At 67.6% G+C, this 19,767-nt stretch carries 22 protein-coding genes, 1 tRNA gene and 1 CRISPR repeat array (1 of these 24 only partly in view); of the genes, 9 read left to right on the top strand and 14 right to left on the bottom strand.

Annotation, left to right across the window (positions count from 1 at the left end):
• Positions 1–37 precede the first annotated feature (37 nt).
• The 4 genes from AB0I43_RS09345 to AB0I43_RS09330 all read left to right on the top strand — a co-directional run bounded on the left by AB0I43_RS09345 (position 38) and on the right by AB0I43_RS09330 (position 2,168).
• A tRNA-Leu gene (locus tag AB0I43_RS09345) sits at positions 38–119 on the top strand.
• A 150-nt stretch (positions 120–269) separates the two neighbouring features.
• Positions 270–701 carry a hypothetical protein gene (locus AB0I43_RS09340; protein ID WP_357431681.1) on the top strand — a complete coding sequence of 144 codons (432 nt, stop codon included), beginning with the start codon at positions 270–272 and terminating at the stop codon, positions 699–701.
• Positions 698–1,747: a site-specific integrase gene (locus tag AB0I43_RS09335; protein ID WP_357431679.1), complete on the top strand. Its 1,050-nt coding sequence runs from the start codon at positions 698–700 to the stop codon at positions 1,745–1,747. The genes AB0I43_RS09340 and AB0I43_RS09335 overlap by 4 nt, the downstream gene beginning before the upstream one ends.
• A gap of 292 nt (positions 1,748–2,039) precedes the next feature.
• On the top strand, positions 2,040–2,168 hold the full coding sequence (locus AB0I43_RS09330; RefSeq protein ID WP_357431677.1) for a hypothetical protein: 129 nt from the start codon (positions 2,040–2,042) through the stop codon (positions 2,166–2,168).
• Between the two features lie 312 nt (positions 2,169–2,480).
• On the opposite strand, the gene AB0I43_RS09325 is transcribed toward AB0I43_RS09330, so the two are convergent.
• The 5 genes from AB0I43_RS09325 to AB0I43_RS09305 form a co-directional block, all read right to left on the bottom strand.
• Positions 2,481–2,636: a hypothetical protein gene (locus tag AB0I43_RS09325; RefSeq protein WP_357431675.1), complete on the bottom strand. Its 156-nt coding sequence runs from the start codon at positions 2,634–2,636 to the stop codon at positions 2,481–2,483.
• 83 nt (positions 2,637–2,719) lie between these two features.
• On the bottom strand, positions 2,720–2,977 hold the full coding sequence (locus AB0I43_RS09320) for a hypothetical protein (RefSeq protein ID WP_357431673.1): 258 nt from the start codon (positions 2,975–2,977) through the stop codon (positions 2,720–2,722).
• A 220-nt stretch (positions 2,978–3,197) separates the two neighbouring features.
• A complete protein-coding gene (locus tag AB0I43_RS09315) occupies positions 3,198–3,665 on the bottom strand; it encodes a hypothetical protein (RefSeq protein WP_357431671.1) in 468 nt (155 codons plus the stop codon).
• Positions 3,662–4,144, bottom strand: a complete 483-nt coding sequence (locus AB0I43_RS09310) for a hypothetical protein (protein WP_357431669.1) — start codon at positions 4,142–4,144, stop codon at positions 3,662–3,664. The genes AB0I43_RS09315 and AB0I43_RS09310 overlap by 4 nt, the downstream gene beginning before the upstream one ends.
• Before the next feature lie 246 nt (positions 4,145–4,390).
• Positions 4,391–4,783 carry a hypothetical protein gene (locus tag AB0I43_RS09305; RefSeq protein ID WP_357431667.1) on the bottom strand — a complete coding sequence of 131 codons (393 nt, stop codon included), beginning with the start codon at positions 4,781–4,783 and terminating at the stop codon, positions 4,391–4,393.
• 230 nt (positions 4,784–5,013) lie between these two features.
• On the opposite strand from AB0I43_RS09305, the gene AB0I43_RS09300 reads away from it, so the two are divergent.
• Together AB0I43_RS09300 and AB0I43_RS09295 are read left to right on the top strand one after the other, a co-directional pair.
• Positions 5,014–6,996 carry a hypothetical protein gene (locus AB0I43_RS09300; protein ID WP_357431665.1) on the top strand — a complete coding sequence of 661 codons (1,983 nt, stop codon included), beginning with the start codon at positions 5,014–5,016 and terminating at the stop codon, positions 6,994–6,996.
• A gap of 72 nt (positions 6,997–7,068) precedes the next feature.
• Complete coding sequence (locus AB0I43_RS09295; RefSeq protein WP_357431663.1) at positions 7,069–7,578, top strand: winged helix-turn-helix domain-containing protein; 510 nt, start codon at positions 7,069–7,071, stop codon at positions 7,576–7,578.
• Between the two features lie 50 nt (positions 7,579–7,628).
• On the opposite strand, the gene AB0I43_RS09290 is transcribed toward AB0I43_RS09295, so the two are convergent.
• Complete coding sequence (locus AB0I43_RS09290) at positions 7,629–9,551, bottom strand: hypothetical protein (protein ID WP_357431661.1); 1,923 nt, start codon at positions 9,549–9,551, stop codon at positions 7,629–7,631.
• 476 nt (positions 9,552–10,027) lie between these two features.
• Between AB0I43_RS09290 and AB0I43_RS09285 the strand changes: the two genes are divergently transcribed.
• Entirely contained in the window at positions 10,028–10,264 is a 237-nt protein-coding gene (locus tag AB0I43_RS09285) for a hypothetical protein (RefSeq protein WP_357431659.1), read from the top strand.
• Between the two features lie 42 nt (positions 10,265–10,306).
• Here the strand turns inward: AB0I43_RS09285 and AB0I43_RS09280 are convergent, their stop codons facing one another.
• The 4 genes from AB0I43_RS09280 to AB0I43_RS09265 all read right to left on the bottom strand — a co-directional run bounded on the left by AB0I43_RS09280 (position 10,307) and on the right by AB0I43_RS09265 (position 12,850).
• Complete coding sequence (locus AB0I43_RS09280) at positions 10,307–11,320, bottom strand: hypothetical protein (protein ID WP_357431657.1); 1,014 nt, start codon at positions 11,318–11,320, stop codon at positions 10,307–10,309.
• A gap of 205 nt (positions 11,321–11,525) precedes the next feature.
• A complete protein-coding gene (locus AB0I43_RS09275) occupies positions 11,526–11,819 on the bottom strand; it encodes a hypothetical protein (RefSeq protein ID WP_357431655.1) in 294 nt (97 codons plus the stop codon).
• 33 nt (positions 11,820–11,852) lie between these two features.
• Positions 11,853–12,206 (bottom strand): hypothetical protein, encoded by a 354-nt coding sequence (locus AB0I43_RS09270; RefSeq protein WP_357431653.1) that lies wholly within the window; start codon positions 12,204–12,206, stop codon positions 11,853–11,855.
• A 155-nt stretch (positions 12,207–12,361) separates the two neighbouring features.
• A complete protein-coding gene (locus AB0I43_RS09265) occupies positions 12,362–12,850 on the bottom strand; it encodes a hypothetical protein (RefSeq protein ID WP_357431651.1) in 489 nt (162 codons plus the stop codon).
• Positions 12,851–13,178: 328 nt separating this feature from the next.
• Here AB0I43_RS09265 and AB0I43_RS09260 point away from each other — a divergent pair, with 328 nt between their 5' ends.
• Complete coding sequence (locus AB0I43_RS09260; protein ID WP_357431649.1) at positions 13,179–14,459, top strand: PIN-like domain-containing protein; 1,281 nt, start codon at positions 13,179–13,181, stop codon at positions 14,457–14,459.
• A 36-nt stretch (positions 14,460–14,495) separates the two neighbouring features.
• Here the strand turns inward: AB0I43_RS09260 and AB0I43_RS09255 are convergent, their stop codons facing one another.
• The 4 genes from AB0I43_RS09255 to AB0I43_RS09240 form a co-directional block, all read right to left on the bottom strand.
• Positions 14,496–15,686, bottom strand: coding sequence for a hypothetical protein (locus AB0I43_RS09255; RefSeq protein ID WP_357431647.1), 1,191 nt, complete (start codon positions 15,684–15,686; stop codon positions 14,496–14,498).
• Positions 15,687–15,765: 79 nt separating this feature from the next.
• A complete protein-coding gene (locus AB0I43_RS09250) occupies positions 15,766–16,227 on the bottom strand; it encodes a hypothetical protein (RefSeq protein WP_357431645.1) in 462 nt (153 codons plus the stop codon).
• A gap of 123 nt (positions 16,228–16,350) precedes the next feature.
• Positions 16,351–16,680: a hypothetical protein gene (locus tag AB0I43_RS09245; protein ID WP_357431643.1), complete on the bottom strand. Its 330-nt coding sequence runs from the start codon at positions 16,678–16,680 to the stop codon at positions 16,351–16,353.
• Positions 16,677–16,805, bottom strand: a complete 129-nt coding sequence (locus AB0I43_RS09240) for a hypothetical protein (protein ID WP_357431641.1) — start codon at positions 16,803–16,805, stop codon at positions 16,677–16,679. The genes AB0I43_RS09245 and AB0I43_RS09240 overlap by 4 nt, the downstream gene beginning before the upstream one ends.
• Before the next feature lie 954 nt (positions 16,806–17,759).
• On the opposite strand from AB0I43_RS09240, the gene AB0I43_RS09235 reads away from it, so the two are divergent.
• A complete protein-coding gene (locus AB0I43_RS09235) occupies positions 17,760–18,812 on the top strand; it encodes a site-specific integrase (RefSeq protein WP_357431639.1) in 1,053 nt (350 codons plus the stop codon).
• Positions 18,813–19,072: 260 nt separating this feature from the next.
• Positions 19,073–19,767: a CRISPR direct-repeat array (repeat unit 27 nt; unit sequence GGCTCATCCCCGCTGCGCGGGGAGCAC); it runs 1,674 nt beyond the window's last position.

Here is a 19,767-nt window from a genome sequence, read left to right as displayed (position 1 = left end):
GTCAAGGCCGGTAGAGTTTGGACGGTCGTACCACCAAGCGCGAGTGGCGAAATTGGCAGACGCGCCAGATTTAGGTTCTGGTGTCTTAGGACGTAGGGGTTCAAGTCCCCTCTCGCGCACAAAAACCTGGCATATATGCCACTTTCGACGGGACTGTGTTCGAGTGCTCTCGCACACAGGAGGTCACCAGTGATTCACCCTCGTGCACTGCTTGAAATCTCGGCGCATACGCTCACTTCGGGGGCGCGGGCTCGGCGGCGGTGGTCGCGATGATCGAGCCGCTCATTCCTCCGCAGGCTCCCTGGCAGGAGTTGCTGCAGCACGGCCCCACCTCGACACCGCGCATCACCCGTCACGCCGACCCCGACATCGTCTACGGCATGTGCACCGTCGGCGACGGCGGCCGGATCCTGGCCAGGGTTCTGCTCTCGCAGCTGGGGTGGAGTCCTGGCCTGCCACTGCTCGTCGAGCCCGACGACGGCCTGCTCCTCGTGCGGCCCTCTGCCGATGGCCCCACGGTGCTCGGCCCGCGGCGCTCGCTGCGCGTGCCGTTCCGGCAGCGGCGCCGAGTCGGTCTGTCCATCGGTGATCGCGTCTTGCTGGTGGGGCGCCGCTCGGGTCAGCGGCTGGCCATCCACCCTCCCGCCGCCCTGGACGAGTTGTTCACCCCCAGCCTGCGTTCGCTGGAGCGCCGGCCATGACGACACCGCACACCGCCGCCGAGACGCTCGCCGCCGCGCGGGTTCTGCTCTCCCGGATGGGGATATCGCCGGCCGACCTGGTCGCGCACAGCACGGCACCGACCTTCGCCGAGGTCATCCCGCAAGTCCGTAAGACCCTGAGTCCGGGAACCGCCCGCACCTACAACGCCGCCTTCGCCCGTCTGCTCAGGGTATTGCCCGACCGCCGGCTCGACGAGGTCACCCAGCCCGAGCTCGCCGCGCTGGCGCGACAGGTCCACGACACCGCGCGCACGAACCGCGCCACCCGCCACGGAACCTCTTACGCGGTCGAGCATTTCGTCTCGGCGGTGCGCTGCCTCTACCGGTACGCCGAGATCAACGGCTGGATCCGGCCGGGCGACAACCCGGCGCGCCGGACCCCGGTACCGGCCCGCCAGAGCTCACAGAGGTACGCGATTTCCGCTCCGCGACTGGCCGAAATCTGCACCGTTGTCGCGACCACCGGCAACGACCCGGAGCTGGACAGCCTCCTCCTCCGGCTCCATATCGAAACCGCCTGTCGCCGAGGCGGAGCACTCGCACTCCGCCCGGCCGATCTCGACACCGAACAATGCCTCGTTCATCTGCGGGAAAAGGGCGGCACAGACCGCTGGCAACCGGTGTCGCCCACCGTGATGCGCCACCTCGTCCAGCACGCCGAGCAGCGTCACAGCCCACGGTTCGATCAACTGCTGCGCTACCGCGACGGGACGCCGATCACCGGGCGGCGCTACGACTACATCTGGTCGCGGGTGCGCGGCGAGATTGCTTGGGCTGCCGCCCAACGCGTCTCCATGCACTGGCTCCGGCACACGACGCTGACCTGGGTGGAGCGGACGTTCGGCTACGCGGTAGCCCGCAGATTCGCCGGCCATCAGCACGGCAGAGCGGCCGGCACCACCGGCACGTATGTGAAGGCCGATATCCAGGAGGTCGCCGCCGCGCTGGCTGTGATGACCCGCGAGCCCCATCCCCTGGCCGACACCCAGTGTCCGCATACCCCGCCTGCCGGAATCCCCGGCTGATACGACGCGGGCACGGCGTCCAACTCACTCGAACTGAGATGAAAAAGCTCTCGATGACATTTGTTCAAAGATGAGTAACCCCCCTCAAGGACGCGGCTACGAGCAGCGAAGGCGACGGACGATCAGGACGCGGCACACCTCTGCGAGATGGGCACGAGCACGAGCGTAATGAAACTTCCGGTCCACCACGGGGTGTAGGACGCGCCGGCGACGCACGCAGGGCCCGACCGGCCCAGAGTCGTTCGCGAGTACCGCCGGACTGTTCGGGACCACCGAGAACCAGGTGCGGGCGATGATCGCCGCCGCCCGGCTCGATGGAGATCAAGACGAGGAGATTTCCTCTCGGGTGCACGCGCTCGGCGCGGCGCTCGACGCGCTGAGCAAAGACGATGCCGACATGGTCGAAGCGCTCGCCTGGTGACTGGCGGTGGAGGCCTGGAAGGTGCTCGTGCGGAAGTAGAGTGCTTGATCCGCAGAGTTGAGGGCAGCGGGCGAACTGAATACCACCCCACCGAGGCTGTCGTGTAGACATGGCGACGTGCGACCGGAAGACCTCACTCCTGACCAGCTGCGGCAGCTGTTGCAGGTCGCGCGGTCGCTCGACGAAACGCGGCGGCTTTGGGAAGCGACCTGGGAGACGATCCAGCGGCTTACGCGAATCGAGCACCAACGACTTGCGCGCCTCGAGCAGCAGCGCCCCGGACGACGGCGACCGCACTTTCATCTCCGCGAACTACTGCGAGGGATGGCTGCGGCGCTGCTTGTCACGCTCGCGCGGCTTCGTCGTCATCCAAGCGCCCAGTGGACCGACACATCGCGCCGTCACACGGCGATGCCCGGCCCAGGCGGCCGCCTCGGTCTCGGTCAACCACCGTGCGGGCTCGGACATCGGCCTCTCCTTCGATCGACGCGTCATCGCCCGCGCGGCCGAGTCCAGGTGCTCCACGTTCTGAGCCGTACGGGGTGCCGGGCTCAGAACGGTGGATCGTCGGGCAGCGCGCCGGCAGCCGCGACGCGCTCGGGCCGCAACGCCGCAACCGCCTCGCCGCCCGAACGCCCGCTTCCGCCCGCGATCCGAAGTCCGTCCTGGTCGAGCACGACAGCGTAGTAAATGCCGTCGTAGGGCTCAGCGACGACGAAGCCGTCTTCGTTACACGCACCCCGTTCACCGGGGCCGTAGGCCACGGTCAGTGTCGCGCCCTCACGCAGGAGAGCGTCCAGGTCCAGCATCGCGATGTTCTCCTGACTTGTACGCCAATGGCCGCCCGGCGGACGTTGCCACAGGGCGGGTGGTATTCGCAGCGGTGGAGGCAGATTCGCCAGGCTCAGGCCCGCGACGGGCCGCCGGTGCCACAGCCAGCGGCGCGGGCACCGCGCCAGAGGAACCCGGCAAGAATCCCGGTGCGCCCACGACCCGGCGACATCACGCCATGGATCCAGCGACGGCCGGTCAGTTCGGCGGGCGGCCCTGCGGCGGGGTGTCTTTCAGCCGCTCTCTCTCCTGCTCGGTGATGCGGTTCAGGTTGCACTGTTCTTCGCTGGGCCCGTTGTATCGGAAGAGGATGCCCGGGTTCTCACGCTGATTCTTCAGCGCGTCGATCTGTTGCTGCTGGCAATTCGTGACCGGTGCGGGAGCGGGCGGCGCGGGGTCGGACTTGAAGAAGATGAAACTGCCTGCGATCAGCGTGCAGAGACTGGTGAGCACGCCGGAAACGAGCGTGGCCTTGGCATTGCGGTCAGTCCTCGGTGCGGGCTGAGGCTCCGGGGCGGGTTCCTGTTGTGGGCGAGCGGCGGGCAGGTTCCTGACATCGGGGTCTTGGTTGGCCCGCAGGGCTTCAGTGACCATCTCCTCGACTTGGCGGCGAAGAGCGTCCGTGTGCTCGTCGGTGGGGTCTGGTGAGGGCTCTACGGCCATCATTCACCCCTGCCTGGCTCGGACGTGCGCGGCTCGACCGCCTCCTCCAGCCCGAAACTCGACAGTGGGCGCTGTCGGGTCGGCCCGAATTTGCCTTCACGCGCCCTGCGCTCCCGCCATTCTTTCTGCCGGAGGCTCTGCTCGTTCTCATCCGGCTGCCAGTCCTCGCCCCAGCGATCGAGGTTGTAGAGAACTTTGGCGCGTTCGGCTTTGAAGCGTATCCGCACGGCGAGCAGCTGGTAGGTGCCGAAGATGACGATGCCCAAGCAGAGCGCGAGGAAGGTCAGCAGGACGAGAAGGCTGACATCGCTGAGGTCGCGGGTCCGTTCGACATGCCATAAGACAACGGCGCTGAAGACCGCGCCCGCGGCCGCGGTCAGCGCGCCGATCATCAGTCTGACGGTCGCGATTCTGTAGGCGGCGTACATTTCGACGATGATGGGATGATTCAACAGAGGCGGGTCCTGTGCGGCGGCGGCCATTCCGGGAGCGTACCGGCGGACCGTTCCTGTTGTGGCGTCAATCGTTTCGTGCCCGCACTCGACATCGTCGCCCCCGGAAAGCAGTCATCCTTCCGTAGCGCAAAACCTGCCCGGCCAGGGCCCGGCGCGAGTAGGGCGCGCCGGGCAGGGAGACCGTCCAGATATCCGCCGTCGTCATGGTGTCAGGACATGCCTGACAACCGGATGGTGTCAGGTGAATGCTGACAGTTCCGGCCGGTCCGGTGCTCAATCTTGCTGTCGGCGACCGAAACTCAGCCGCACCTCCACCTGGAACGGGCGGTGCGCGCGCAGCCACCGGTAACCGTGCGGGATCGAGACCAGGATCTTCCAGCCCGTGCAGACCCCGGCGGCCGCGACGAGCGGCATGACGCCGGAGGACGCGGGCTCGGCGATCACCTCCCACGGCGCGAACCGGGAGGCGATCGCGTTGAGCACGGCGGCCTCGGCGGCCCAGTGCAGCCGCCGCTCGACCGCGCGCCGGAACGCGGTGAGCGCCGAGGGGCCAAGGCCTGTGCCGAGATCCGGCGCCGGCGTGGGCCCGCTGTCGTCGAGCCACGGTATACGCGGTGAGGGCCCGGGTGCCGGGTCTTTCGGTGGGGTCGGATGATGCGCGACCATGGTTGGAGGCCCTTTCAGTCGGCCGAGACCCGGGCGGACTCGCGTCGTCGCCGTGGAAAGTTGCGGCGCGGTCTGCCCGGTACGTCCCCACGCTGGGGCCGTGAGATCGACTGTGGACTGGGATTTTTGTCCCGCAAGCCCGGGATTATCGCTTGACCTGCGGGAACAGGTTATCCCGCAACGGATCCGATAATCCCGCCCCCGGGTTGTGTTGAGGGATTACGGTATCGATGCGACCAGCCGAATACCGCCCGAAGGACGATGTGCCCGCATCGCGTAAACGCCCCGACCGCACGCAGGTCCCGGCCCGGATCGCCGACATCTGCGACGCGGTGATCGATGTGCTCGAGCGCAGCAAGCTCACGAATCTGGAAGTGCTGGCCCGCTCGGGGCTGCCCATCTCCAAGACCACGTTGTCCCGGCGCCTGCTCGGCCAAGGCAGGGAAAGCCCATCCCCGGAACTCGTCACGGCGCTGCTCGAGGTCGTCGCCGGCGAGCTGGCAGTGGATCCGAGCGTCCTCTACGCCGAGTACCCGGTGCTGGCCCGGTACGCGCCAGCGGTCGCGGCTCCTGCGATGGAAGCCTCCTTCGATGACGAACGCGAAGAGCAGTTCATGGAGAAGGTCGGCTGGTTGTGGGCGCAGATCATCGAGGGCCGCGAGCACGCGGCCGCGATCGCGCTGCACGGCACGTTCCTCACCCCCGAGGCACGCGAGGCCGCCTTCAGATATCTGTGCTTCCGCGACATCGGAGGGGCCGCGGCGCTGATGCGTGCGACCGAGGAACTTCACGGCCCCGAAGCCGCGACGGCCCTCATCGGGGAACCCGACGGATTTCCCGACCGAGGAATGCGCGAGTCCGACACCACCCATTATCGACGCTTGGAGGAGCCGTTATGGAACGCCGAGCATCGCAGGGACATGGAAGACTTCGACCGGGGGCCCGAACTGGTGGGCCGGCGCCTGTCGGCGTTGATCGCACGAGGTGACGTCGATCAAGCGCGTCACGAGTTTTTCCGTATCGCCGGACAAACGCCTGATGATGGCTCTGTCGCCTTGGCTGTTCTCTACGGGATCATCCGGTCGGCGCAGGGATTCTTAAGGTACGACCGGGCATTGGCGATCCTGAACTCGGCGGTGAGCGCGGCGCCGGGGTCACCGGTTCTGCCCGATGACGAACGCGTGGATTACAGCGGCAACGGACCGCTCCTGCATGTCATCTACTCCGCGCTGCTGGTCGACGCGCGCGCCACCGGAACGGTCGGGCTGCACAAAAAGCTGATCACGGGCCTGGAACCGCCGGTCTTCGACACTCTGCTGTGTCGATTCAGCACCCGAGACAGGGTGAGCCGGCCCGCCGGCCGTGCCGACCTCGTCGACTTCCTTACTGCCGCCGCGCGCGAACAGCTCAGCGTGGCGATTCCCCTGCTCGATCCCGCAGGCCTCGACGAGCACAGCTTCTGCGCCTTCGACCACATCGCCGACGTCCTGCTCGCCACCGACGGCAGCCGCCTGCGTCAGATTGCCACCGACGAGCCCGCCGCGGTCGCGGCCTTCATCCTGCGCGCCTTCCTCCAAACCGAAAAGCACTGGTATGACGACCAGCGCGACGACCTTCTCTTCAGACTGATCGTGTTCATGCGGTCTGCGCCCCGGCAAGTCTTCGAAGCCGCAGCCGAGACGTGGCACTTGTCGGCAATCGAGGCATTGGCGCGGGGCATGGTCAGCAGCTGGTCGCTATCGGCGCCGGCCAGGGCGGCCGAACCCCTGGCGATACTCGTCACCGCCGTGAATCCGGATCTCCGGGCGAGGGTCGCCGAGGTGGTCTTTTCTGCGACCGAGGCGGCCGATCCCAAGCACCAGCAAACCCTCCAGACATGGATCGAGGTCATCGCGGAGTCGGCTCCCGTCGCCGAGACGCTGCTGCCCTCACTGGCTGTCCACGAGCGGATGCTGGAGTTCGTTTGGCTGGGCAGCACCGACAAATACTCTCACGAGGGGCAGGCGGGCATCGCGTTCCAGGCCGGCATGGACGCGGTTCGCCGGTCGGATTTCGCCACCGCATCCACCATCTTCCGCAAACGACCAGCGGCCTTGCTGAACAGGGTTGCTCGTGGGATCGAGGAGGGCGGAACCGCTGCGGGGACGCCGGCGCGACGGCCATGGAGCTGGATCAACACGCGCAAGCCGCGTACGACGTCCTCCGATGAATAGCCTGCGGTCGTGGTGAACAACTTTGCAGCACTTGTCATTACTTGTTCTGCCAAGTAGGGTTATGCTGGGGGTATGGCTCAGTACCACGACCTCGCCGATCGCCTCCGGGCACGGATCCAATCCGGGGAGTTCCCGATCGGCGCGAAACTGCCCAGCATCAGCGAACTTCAGCAGCAATACGACGTGCACAGCCCCGGGACCGTGCGCACAGCCCACCAGCTTCTCGCGGAGGAGGGACTGATCGAAACCCGCCAGGGCGCCGGCGCGTTCGTCATCGGCGTCGAGTCGCTCAAGGCGATCGACATCCGCACCGAACTCGCCGGAGTGCGCGACCGGCTGACCACCGTTCTCGCCGCGATCGAGAGCCAGAAACACCGGCACATCACCATCGACCTCGACGACCCGACCGAACCTCACCTGGATTTCGTGCTCACCGACGCCCTGCGCGACTATGCCCACCACTCGCGGTGGGAGGCCGAGAACGAAGCCAGGGACGAGCAGCCTGACTCTCATCTCATCGCGCGGCGCATCGAGTGGGCGGAGGCGGCCGAACGACTCGCGGAGCGCATCGCGACCGCGTAGAGCAATCAATCCTGCCGCACGCCGGCTGCGGATGAGACGGGAGAAACCGCTCAGAATTGCCCAGGCCCTGAGCTGAGCTCCAAGACCGGTACCTCCAGCATCATCATTGCATTGGCGCGGTGGCCGTCCCGGAGGCATTCGGCGGCGCGGGCCAGCACGCGTGCCTGGTGCTGGACCGCCTGCAAAGAGAATCGGCTACAGATCGCACTCATGTGCTCGAGCACGGTCACGGCATCGAGCCGCATGGCATCGCTGGTGTGACGGATCACGAGCTGGGCGGAGGCTTGGACCGGGATGTTGTAGCGCAGAAGCGCTACCAGCGCGTAGGCGGTGAACATCGGGCACACGTGTACAGCCCGGGACACGAGCGGGCCACGGTCTTCCAAGCGCCACAACAGCGCCGCGAAACAATCGGGCAGCGACGGAGCCAACGCTCCATCCCAGGTAGGTTTTCCCACCGACAATCCCGCGATCGGCCGAGAGCCGTTGAGGTCCAAAATCATGCCGATCAGGCCGAGTGAAGGATCTTCGGCGGAAGTCGCCCCCAGCAGCCGGTGCCACAGGAGCTCGGCGGAGACGTTGTGGCATTTCCCGGTCGCGCGACCGAGAACTGCGGCGATCAGGAGGTAATCGGCGCACAGCGCCCTCGCCACACCGCAGATGAAGTGCTGGTCCTGAGGCGGCGCGTGCGACGAAGAGGTCTGTGCGGGCAAAGCTTGCCGCAAACACAACCCGTGCAGGACACGAGCGACGAATGCGGCAGCGTCCTCCAGGCTTCCCGTGGCCAGGGTGCGCACAGCCCGTTCGACATCGATGTAGCGGGCCAGCTCGGCATCGAGTGTCTTGACCGAGTGGTACTGGCGGATCAGCCACACCACCTGTTGATGGTCGGCGGCTCGGAAGAACGCTGCCGGGTCGACGGTGTCGCGGATCGGCCGGTCGGGATGTGTTCGATCCAGCTTCTGCCATTTCAGCAGGCTTGTGGCCAGACACAGGAATGTCTCAGGGCGTACCCCGCGCAGGAACCGCCGGTACTCCTCCGATTCGGGAATAATGTTGTTGGGCAACCAGTCCGCCAGCACGGCCTCGGCGGTCGTCTCCAGATCCTTGCCGATCGCCGCATCGACCAGACCCGCGGCCATCAAAGAGCCATCCCACTCGATGAGCATGATGGCCCGCAGCACGCGCGCCAAATTCGCTGAGGGAGAAAGAGCGGGTTCGGCGCTGTCCCATCGCCACCATGCCCGCAGCGCTTCGGACATCCGGCCGTGGCGGACCAACGCCGCGACCCGTGCGACAGCTTGATGGTCGTGTGCCCCAGGAAGAGCATTTCTGGTACGCGCTTTCATCGCTGTTTCACCGCGGCGCGCCATGGCTGCCTCGCCCGCGAGAGCGATCTCGGTCAGCTCGTCCTCTCTGGCGCGAAGATCGCTGTCCAGCGGCGAATCCTGTTCGGTGATCAGCTCGCGAACCGTGGCCGCCCTGTCGTCGCCGTGAACCCGCGTGAATGCCACCAGCAGAGCCGCACATGCCTCGGCATCCCAGGCGGCGATCTGGGTCATGATGTCCGCGATCTCGTTGTCGCGGTTGCCGAACGCCTCCCCCAACATGGCGACCGCCCAGTACTCTTCGGCTTGGGCCAAGGCGGGCATGGTGCGGTGGATCAGCACCTTTCGCGCCTTCTGCTCCGGGGTTTCCCGGTGCAGCACGACGGTGGTGTCATCGAGGAACCTGCGCAAGGCAGGGAAGTCCCGCCCGATGACGGTGTCGTCGAAACCGGGCCGACTCCTGGCCGCCTCCAGGATCGCGTGCACGACTCGATCACTCGGCCCGTTCTTCCCGTGGACGTGCCGCGAGAAGGCTTGCGCCGACATGTCCAATCCTGTGGCGTCGATGACCTGAACGTTGGTCAGTTCGGTCGCGTTGAGTAGCCCGGTCAAAGCGCAGACCAGCGCGTACTTCTCGTCTGACATCTTGCCTTGGACGGGCGTAATCCTGGGTCGCCCCACGGGCTTTCCCAATGGCTTTTCCAACGGCGTTCCCATCGGATCGTCATCACTTGGACGTGCGATCGATATCGACCCTTTGACCGCCCTGGGGTGTGATAACCGATCACGGTGCGGGATAACTATATCCGCTGCTCAAATGAGTTATCACAGGTTGCGCTGGAATTATCCCCACCGCAGAATCTGCCTTGCGATCCGACTGCGATCGCCCAGGGGGGCCAGCATCCGAACTTTGACCGGCACGGCGCTGGCCCCACCTGGACCTTGAGGACCCCGACGAAGGGAGCCCTACCCCTATGTTCCCCCAGCCCACCTCGGATTTGGTGGCACACCGCAAGAATCCGGCAACACCGAGCAGTGCGCTCTGCGAGCACTGCCCGACGGCGAAAGCGGCACGCGCAGCATCGGCCGTACCACCGCCGGCACTCATATCGGCATGGTCGGTGGTGGTGTTGACCCTGGGATTGACGGTCAGCGCCGTGCTGTTCGCGGGCGTGCTCGTGGTGACCGGCCATGCTGACGTGCCCACCGGCCTCTGGGCCGCCGGCGTGCTCATCGGCGCCGGGACGGGCGCCGCACTGAGCTTCTTCGCCCTCGCCGGACGCCGTCGCCGGATCTTCGGCCGCTGGCTGGCGACCCAGCTGCTCGACGCCGATCCCGAGGCCAACTCGGCGCGATGAACGACATGATGCTGGTCGACCCCGCCGGTCGACCAGCATCGGTTACACCCCGTATTGCGCTGCCAGGGCGTCGAATCGCTCCCAGAGCGCTTCGATGTCGTCACCGATCTCTTTCGTGCGCCAGCGCGCGGCGATCCCGCGTTCGTAGCTGTCGGCGGGCAGATCCGGGCCGTCACCGGGCTCGGGCTGGGCGAGCATGTGTCCGGCCACGATCGCGGCGATCTCGGTGCGCGGCAGCGGATCCAGCTCGCCGATGAACCCGAGCGCCAGGCCGTTGATGTCGAAGTCGCACAGCAGCGGCTGGTCTGCATAGCTGCCTGGCGGGGACAGCGGCGCGCCGGGCAGCTCGGCCTCGGGGGCGGTGAGGAGTTGTTGCAGCACAATGTGGCCAGCGGCCGCGGGTGCGTGCACGAGCACCGCGCTCCAGCGGGAGAACACCGCGACCGGGCAGCTGGCGGGCTGCCCGGTCGCGGGCAACTCCAGCATCGGCAACGCCCCGATCGTGACGGCTTCGGCGGTGACGGTGACCTCGCCTTGGCGCAGCCCGGCGATCTCGGCCCACGACATGCCGCCCGCGGCCAGCAGAAGGATCACCGCGTCCCGGCGCCCGCCCAGCGCGGTCAGCCAGCCGGTGACCGGGAAACGGGAGATCACGTCGTCGGCGTGGGCGTACATGCGCGCCAGGCGCACCGCGCGGGGCTCGCGGGCGGGCAGGGCCGGGCGTGTGGCGGTGGCCGCGCGGGCGGGGTGGCCCGGATTCAGTACGCGCCGCACCGATTCCGCGGTCCCGGGCTCGGGGAGCTTGCGGGCGGCGTGCACGGCGTTGAGCGCGGTGACCCGCCCGCGCTGGGTCTCGAGCGTGCCGGGGTAGGCGTCGAGGTAGGCCAGGGTGGTCGCGGCATCGGTCGGCAGCACGGGCCGCCCGGCCGCGGCCGCCCACGCCGCGAACTGCCAGACCTCGCGCTGATGTTCGGGTTTCAGGCCCGCGACGGCGCGTTCGATCCGGTCGAGGAAGGCCAGCTCGTCCTCGAGGTCGAGGTGCTCGTCGTGCATCATTGCCACGCTCCCCCGCCGTCGAGGCGGTGCACACCAGCGCGCGATGCCGAGCTGCGCACACGCCGCGACACCGTATTCGGGCCCGTGGCGGGTGTGCACGGTCGGCCGATCTGCACGCGATGCACGCATTGCGCAGCGATTCGGGCGGCACGGCGGCGGCTGCGGTCTCGCCACGCGCTGGCTCGTCGCAGCGGTCCTGTACAGGTCATCGCAGCACGAGGGTGAGGAACAGGACCCCCGCCGTGGCCAGCCAGCCGGCGGCCGCCGCCCGCCGCACAGCGGCCGCGACCCGATCGGCCTCGGCGAGGCGGCCCATGCGAGCGTTGATCGACGCGGCGACATCGTGACGCTCGGCGCGCCGTGTTGGCGGCAGGCGGCGGATCAGATCCCAATCCTGCTGCAACGCCGCGCGATAGCGGCGCGGATACCGGTAGGACCACGCCAGCGCGCACCCCGCCGCGCATACGGCGGCGGCGCTCACGGTCAACAGCACGATCATCGCTACAGCCGAGACATCGGCTCCGACACCCGATTACGGCCGCAACCGGCCCGTTTGGCAGTCGTAGCAGTTGAGTCCGTAGACCTTGGCCAGCCCGGCGACGAACTCCGAAACCTCGGCCTCCCTGCCCCATTGGATATAGACATACAGGCGAGAGCCTTCCGCGTCGCCTGTTCCGCCCCGCGACCAGGGACTGCCCTCCTCACCGCAGTCGGGCCAGCGGCGGAGCAGGGCCTGCACGAACTCCGCGATCTTCGGACTGGGCGGCTCGGGCGGCTCTCCCGCGAGAAGTCGGCGCTCGGATTCATCAGCGAACCGGTCCATCACGCCGCGAACTTCGTCGGTGCGTGGCTGGTCGCCTTCCCAAATTCTCAGGTCGTAACTCACGGAAGGTGATCTTGCCTTGGTCGGCCGACAGCGCGTTCTGTCGTTCCATGCGCCTGCCTCAGATAGACGCTGGCGCGCTGTAACGCCGATTACACGATTTCTTCAGACCGGCCCTGGACCTACGGCAATGACAGACGATTGAACTGGTGCCGTACTCAGGGGTGTGGTGGTGCTCCGTCTTCTCGAAGTTCGGAGTGAGCGGCCTGCAGAAATCGCACGCGAGCCGGCTGCAGGAAGTCCCACACCTTCACGTTCGGCGGCTTCTTCCAGATTGCATCCGCTGAAGCACTTGCAAAAGCTTCTGCCGCCCTGTGCAACTCGCGACTACACAGCACCTCGATTCTCTTCTGACCGATCCAGAGGCCGTCAGTCGCCCGGTCAGCGGCTTTACGCCACTTGAGTCCACTCTCGCCGTTGTCGTGGCAGTTGACAGCCACACGCTCAGCATCCTGAGCGCTGATTAGGAACTTTTCGATCGCAGCGATGCTCTCGAGACGCCGTGCTTCCAGACGCTGTTGATGCTGCCGTCTGTCCTCGAGCTCCAGCGTCGAGCGTAGGGTCTGCCGGTGGAGCATGAACGAGAACCCGGTGCCGAGGGCGACACCTGCCAGTGACACGAGAGCGACAACGAGACTGACGTGCATCAGCCGATTCTGGTGCGTGCCTGACGCCGAGGTTGCGGGATCCATGAAATCGGCAGTCAGTTTTTCGCCCTACGCACCAGCCCGACGTACGAGGCGCCCACACCGTCTGAGGTCGCACCACCACCAATGCGATAGCCGAAGCCCGGCTATGGCAGCCCTTGCTGTCAGTGACGGTGGGCGCGGTCGTAGGCTTGAGCGAATGTCGAGGACACCTCGTGCCAAGAAGGCGGCGAACGCCGCCGAAACCTCCACGTTCCGAACCGGATTCGCCGCCTACTTCCCGCCCACCGAGGACGAACTGCGCCACTTCGTCACCGAGGGCCTGGTCGTGCTCGACACCAACGCGGTGCTGGATCTGTACCGGTTCACCGACGCCACCCGCGAGGCGTACTTCGCCGCCCTGAACCTGCTGGGTGAGCGGCTCTGGATCCCGAACCGGGTGGGCGAGGAGTTCTACGACAACCGCGCTCGCGTGATCGCGGAACGGCAAAGCGTCCGCGCCACGATCACCGCCCGCGCTGCGGCGCCGATCGAAGCGCTAATGAAGGTCGTCGCCGATACCGCGCGCAGCCACGGCGTCGACGGCCGCACCGCGGCCACTGCCGTACACGACGGCGTTCTCGAGGCGCTGGACCCGATCGTGTGCGAGATCGAGGGAACGGTGGGCGCCGCGGCGATCGCGCCGGGCACCCACCCGGATGACGACCCGATTCTGGCTCGGATCTGCGCACTGTTCGACGCCAAGACCGGCGCGCCCTTCACCGACAAGGACGCCGCGAAGGCCCACCAAGAGCACAGCATTCGATGGGCAGGCCATATCCCGCCGGGCTACCGCGACAAAAAGCCCGGCGACCGCGCCGCCGGGGATTACCTGCTGTGGAAGCAGACGATCAACGAAGCCCGGGACCGGAATCTGCCGGTGCTGCTGATCACCAACGAAACCAAAGAGGACTGGGTCTTCATCGACGACGGCTACGTCATGCCCCGCGTGGAACTGGTCCGGGAGATGAAGACGCTCGCCGGATGCGCCTTCCACCTGATCGATCCCCCGACCTTCCTCGCCTTGGCGAAAGCGCACCTGGCGGCCGAGGTCAGCGATGCCGCCGTCGACGAAGCGGGCCGTGTCGGCAAGGCCGCAGCGCCGTCGCCGCCGGACGCGACGGTCGAGCGCGCCGTCGCGGCGCTCCCTACCGGCGTCGACGTCGCGTGGGGCCTGTCTGCGCTCGCCGGAATCGACAACCGAACGATATTCGGCGGGATGGACACAACCTCGTTCTTCACGCAGGCAGTCAAGGGAATCGATACGGGCGCGTTCTTGGGCAAGGCGTTCTCCGGTGTCGATACAGGCCCGTCGCTGCTCACCGGCCTCTCCGATATCGCTACGACCGAAGCCATCCGGCAGTCCTTTGCCGGGTTCAGCGTTCCCCCGGACTCCTACGAGCGCCTCGAGATCGCGCCGCATCCTGTCCAAATGCCGAGCCCTGGCGACGCCACGCCGGCGAAGCCGAAGAAGAAGGCCGCTGCCCCGGCAGCGGCACCCGACCGCGCCCCGGCCAGGAAGAACGCCACGAAGAAGAAGCCGAGACCGAAGGGCGAGAACACCCGCTGAGCTTCGGGCCCGGGACTCGAAGTCCCGGCCGCGGGGTCACAGGCCGGTGTCGATCTCCCCGCTGCGCCGTTGTGCGCGCCGGTCGTAGCGCAGGAGCGAGGACAGGGTCTTGTGGCCGGTCAAGGCCATGATGTCCTCGAACGGGACCTTCTTCGCGCGCAGGTCTCCGACGAGGCCGGCGCGGGCGCTGTGCCCGGTGATGTCGTCGAATCCTGCGGCGGCGGCACGCTTTTCCATGACGGAGCCGACGGACTGTCCGGCCAGGCCGCGATCGGGGTCGGGTAGCCCGGTGTGGTCCAGCGGACGCAGCACGGGGGCCTTCGGGTTGCCGCGGATCCAGTCCCCCTCACAGCAGTGGACGTGCGGGTCGGTCTCGGTCGCGAGCAGCTTCTGCACCGCGGACGAGGCCGCGCTGGTGACCGCCCGCGAACCGGCGCCATGGGTGCGGGCGCGAGCCACGGCACGGTCGCTGGCCTCGACCACGGCCAGCCAGCGCGCCAGCGCGCACCACAGGCACACCAGCGGATCGCCGGTGCCGCGCGGGCGGTAGACGTACTCGATGCTGCCGCGATGGGTTTTGCCGCCGCGCAACCGGATCGACAGCAGCGGTGAGTGGTCGGGGTCGTCGTCGACCACGGTCAGGTCCTCGACGGTCAGCTTGGCGATCTCGCTGCGCCGTCGGCCGCCACCGGCGTAGAGCGCCACCATCACCGCGATGTCGCGGCGTGCGGCGACCTGCTGTTTCCAGGTCTCGGCGGATTCGTGCGCGGTGAGTGCCATGCTCCGGATCATCTCGGCGGTCGCCTCGGTGGCCCGCTTCTCCTCGATTCCGGCCTCGGATTCGGAATCCCGGACACCGGCCATCACTTCCCTGACCGAGGCGTCGGCGGTCGGGTCCGGCCACCCGAGGGTGAGGTGGCGGTGCGCGATCGCGGCTCGCCACACTCCGAGGGTGTTCGCCACGGTCCCCGCGTCGGCCGCCTCGGCGAGGTAGCGCAGCACGGTCACCGGCTCGGCGGGCGAGGCGTTGTAACTATTTGCGGCGCACCAGTTTTCGAACCGATGCCACGCCGTGTTGTAGGCGCGCAGGGTGTTGTCCGCACGAGCGGCCGCGCGGTACTTGGCGACCAGGGCGTCTTGGGCGGCGGCGGTGGCGGTCGATTCGGTGGCCAGGTGCAGGTGCGGCTCGGGGGCCGGGCTCGCCGGCGGGGACGCGGGGCTGGTCACCGGCGCGGCCCGGTGGCCAGTCGCGCGGCGCGGTCGGCGTCGGCCGGGATGGGCGACGGATCGGCGGGGCGGCGCACGGTTACTCGGCTCCCCGTCCGGCCAGCAGGGCCGCGATGGCCTCGTCGTCGGCACGTTTGCGCGCGGAATAGGCAGGGCTGTCGGTGATCTGGACGTCCTCGCCGATGTCCATCGCCTCGGCGACGGCGGTCAGGACCGCGCGGGCGTGCTGGTGACCGAGTCCGGACAGACTCTCGCGCAGGTCGACCGGGATTCCGCAGGCGATGCTCACCGCCAGTCGCAGCAACCGCAGCTGCGTGCCGCCCATCGCGCTCAGTCCGGTGTCGGCGCCGAGGGCGCGCCAGTTCACCCACAACGCCGCCTGATCGCCGGTGGTGTCGAGGTCGAGGTGAGCGCGGATGTCGCGGCGGTCGAGCAGGCCGGCGAAGTCGAGCAGACCGATCGCGGCGCGGTGGTAGCGGTTGTCGGCGAGGTCGAGCCGGCGGCGCAGTTCGTCGGTGGGCATGGACGCGATGTCGGTCATCTGCGGAGTTCTCCTGGTGGTGGACGGGTTACGCGGCCGGCGATGGCACCGGCCGCGAGGAAACAGGGCACCGGCGATGGCGCTACGGGCTCCCGAGGTGTTTCGTGGACAGCTCCGAGGCCGTCATCGCTGCTGCTGCCCCGCCTCGGCCACGTCAGCGGCCAGGGCCTCGCGTACCCGGCTCAGCCGGGCGATCTCTGCGTCGAGTTCGCCCAGCCCGCGCCGGGCGCTCGCGGCGCGCTCGGCGGGCGTGGGTGCGCCCTCGCCGTCGGCGGCGGCCCAGACACGTAGGGCGGTCACGGTCGCGGAGATCGACAGGGAACTCGCGAGCAGGCCGTCGATCACCGTGTCGCGGTCGCGCCCCGCGGCCGGAGGCCGATCAGGGCGGCGTCCGAAGCCGTTGACCGGGCGCCGATCCGGGTCCGGCCTGCCGGTGGCGGTCCGGTCGGTCATCGGCTACTCCCCCGCCCTGGCGCCGGGACGCTGCGCGGCCAGGGTTTGGCCAGGCGCTCCGGATCCGGGAATTCGTTCTGGAACATCGTGTACTCCGCGAACGGGTCGTCGGCTCGGTCGGTCATCGGTGCATCCCCTCGGTGCCCCCCACCGCCGTGCCGTCACGTGACGGCCGATCCCGGAGGTGCTGTTGTCCTGTGCTGCGGCGAATCCTCCCGGCTCCGGCCGCCGCGGCGGCCCGACCAGGGTTCTCCGCGTGAGCGTAACCGAAAAACCGTGTGCCACCGGGGAAAACATGCCGAGGGGTCACGATAACTGTCATTATCGGGCATCAATCTATTAGCAGGTCTCACAATGGGCGTCGGTAGCGGAGGCCGTCGACGCGTTATCTACTATGATGGGAGCATCGTCCTCGGGGATCGACTGCGGATCGGCGGTAAGGCAGCCTCGTATGCATCTCGGACGCTCCTCGTTGCGTAGCAGCATCGCAACCCTTCCTACCGAACGATCAGTTTCTCTGTTAACCAACTCATTCGGCGCCGTACTCGCTTCTCTAGGGGCCACATGCGCGGGGAGTGACAGGCCTGCGGGGAGGGTCGGAGAACAATCCGTCGCTAGGCATCGGGCCCAGTCCTGTTCGTCGTCCCGCCGAGGCATCGGGTGCCGATCGTGATCGGAAGGTGTGACCCGCTCTCGGGTGGGGGCCTGCCCCTGCCACGAAACCTATCCGCGGCCCGTAGTCGTACGCATATTCACCTCGCGGTCGCGGCGATTGACGATGGCGGTCGGCTCACCAACAGGTCCTGCCTCGCGTCGTTGAAATGGGCTACTGGGCAGAATTATTCATTCTCGATCGCCGCTCACCTCATCCGAGTATCGCCCGCCCAATCGGGTCGGTTCCGCATCGGCAAAACGGGGTTCCTGCGGCTACCGACCCACCTCCGGAGGATTGTCGGAATCAGCACCGGGGATCGCCTGTTGGTCATCGCGGATCACGATCAGGACTGCCTGGCCATCTACACAGCCGACACGCTCGCCCGCGCGCTCCAGCTTCTCGAATCGGCCCCGGAGAGCCCGCGGTGACCGGGCAGGATATCGAGGTCGCCCGAGTCCTGCTCGCTCGCCTCGGAATCAGCGCCGAGGACCTCCTGGGTCCGCGCACGGGTGAATCGAGACCTCCCACCTTCGGTGAGTACATCCCCAAGGTCCGGCGGACGGTCAAGGACGGCACCTTGCGCACGTACAGCTCGTACTGGCGCAGGATCGAAAATGCCTGGGCCGAACGAAAGATCACCGACCCCTCCGCGCTCGAGATCAGACAACTCGTCGAAGACACACGTAGGCAGGCGATCACACGACGCAACTCTCGGGGAGGCCGCTCCGCCGCCGAACATATGCTCGGTGCGCTGCGCTACCTGTATCGCTGTGCCGGCGCAGACGGCTATCTCCCGACCACAAACAATCCCGCCGACGGAGTCGAAAAGCCCCGACGGCTTCCGAACTCACGGAGGGCCCTGACAGACCTTCAACTCAAGGCGATCAACCACGTCACCACGACGACCGGCAACGACACCGAGCTCGATACTTTGATCAACCGACTCCACCTGGAAACCGCGTGCCGGCGAGGGGGTGCTTTGGCACTTCGACCAGATGATCTCGACGCCGAGCAGTGCCTGGTTCGCCTACGCGAGAAGGGCGAGACCATCCGCTGGCAGCCCGTTTCGCCCACGCTCATGCAGAATTTGCTCACCCACCGCGAGCGCGGCGCCGGACCGGACGATCAACTATTGCGGTACCGCAACGGCCGGGCCATCACCGGACGCCGATACGACTACATCTGGACACGCATCGGCCGACACCTACCGTGGGTCGCCACCCAGCAAGTCACCGCACACTGGCTGCGATACACCACCCTGACCTGGGTCGAACGCCACTTCGGATACGCGGTCGCCAGAGAGTTCGCGGGCCACACCGACACCGGCGGAAACATCGGCGCAACCTACACCTACGTCCGCGCCTCGCTGTACGAGGTCGCCGAAGCGTTATCGGTACTGACAGGTGAGCCACACCCGCTTTCACACGCAGCACTGCCGCAACGGGGTCCGCAACCAGCGCCCCTCCGAACGGAATGAACAGCTGGCACACTGCAGCGAACAGTTTTGCGTCCCCGCGGCATGTCGTCACCTGGGCGGCCGGTCGACGGTGCTCATTCCCGATCGACCTCCCACTCGTCGATCACGACCTCGGTACCCCGCTCGTGGGGCGGGAAGCTCTGGTAAACAGGAGATTTCGCAACCCACAAGCGGTTCAAGGCAGCCAGCGGCTCTGAGCGCGAAATCTGACACGACTTCGGCGCGTGTTGCAGCCGGGACGAGCGCGAATTTCGACACCAGCGACGGCCGCCGCTTCGCGGGGAGCGCTCGCCGGGTGTCGCCCGGGTGTCGCCGCAAGCGGGGCTCATCCCCGCTGCGCGGTGAGCGCATTTCGCTCACTGTGACCGATGGCACCGCGACGGTCTCATCCCCGCTGCGCGGGGAGCACACCGGATTTCGAACTCCACGCCTCCCAGCGCCGGGCTCATCCCCGCTGCGCGGGGAGCACTTCGCGCCCGCGACGACAGCGGCAGCAAGGTTCGGCTCATCCCCGACGCGCGGGGAGCACATCCGATGTGCTGGAAGCGGTAGTAGGCCTGGGGGCTCATCCCCGCTGCGCGAGGAGCACACCACCCGTGGTCCCTGGCGGGCGCTCCCGGAGGGCTCATCCCCGCTGCGCGGGGAGCACACGTGACGCCCGGCGAGCGCCGCAAGGCCGAGCGGCTCATCCCCGCTGCGCGGGGAGCACGTGATCACCATCGGCGAATTCGGGTAGCTCGCGGGCTCATCCCCGCTGCGCGGGGAGCACGAACGGTTTCCGCTGTGTCCTCCGCTGGAGTTGGGCTCATCCCCGCTGCGCGGGGAGCACCCGATCAGCGGGTTCGTCGCGGCGCTACCGGAGGGCTCATCCCCGCTGCGCGGGGAGCACTTGCTGGCGCTGCCGGTTCCGCTGGTGCCGCCGGGCTCATCCCCGCTGCGCGGGGAGCACCATACA

The organism is Nocardia sp. NPDC050435 (assembly GCF_040655395.1).
In the GTDB taxonomy this organism is placed as follows: domain Bacteria; phylum Actinomycetota; class Actinomycetes; order Mycobacteriales; family Mycobacteriaceae; genus Nocardia.
This window is presented reverse-complemented; position numbering and strand designations above follow the sequence as displayed.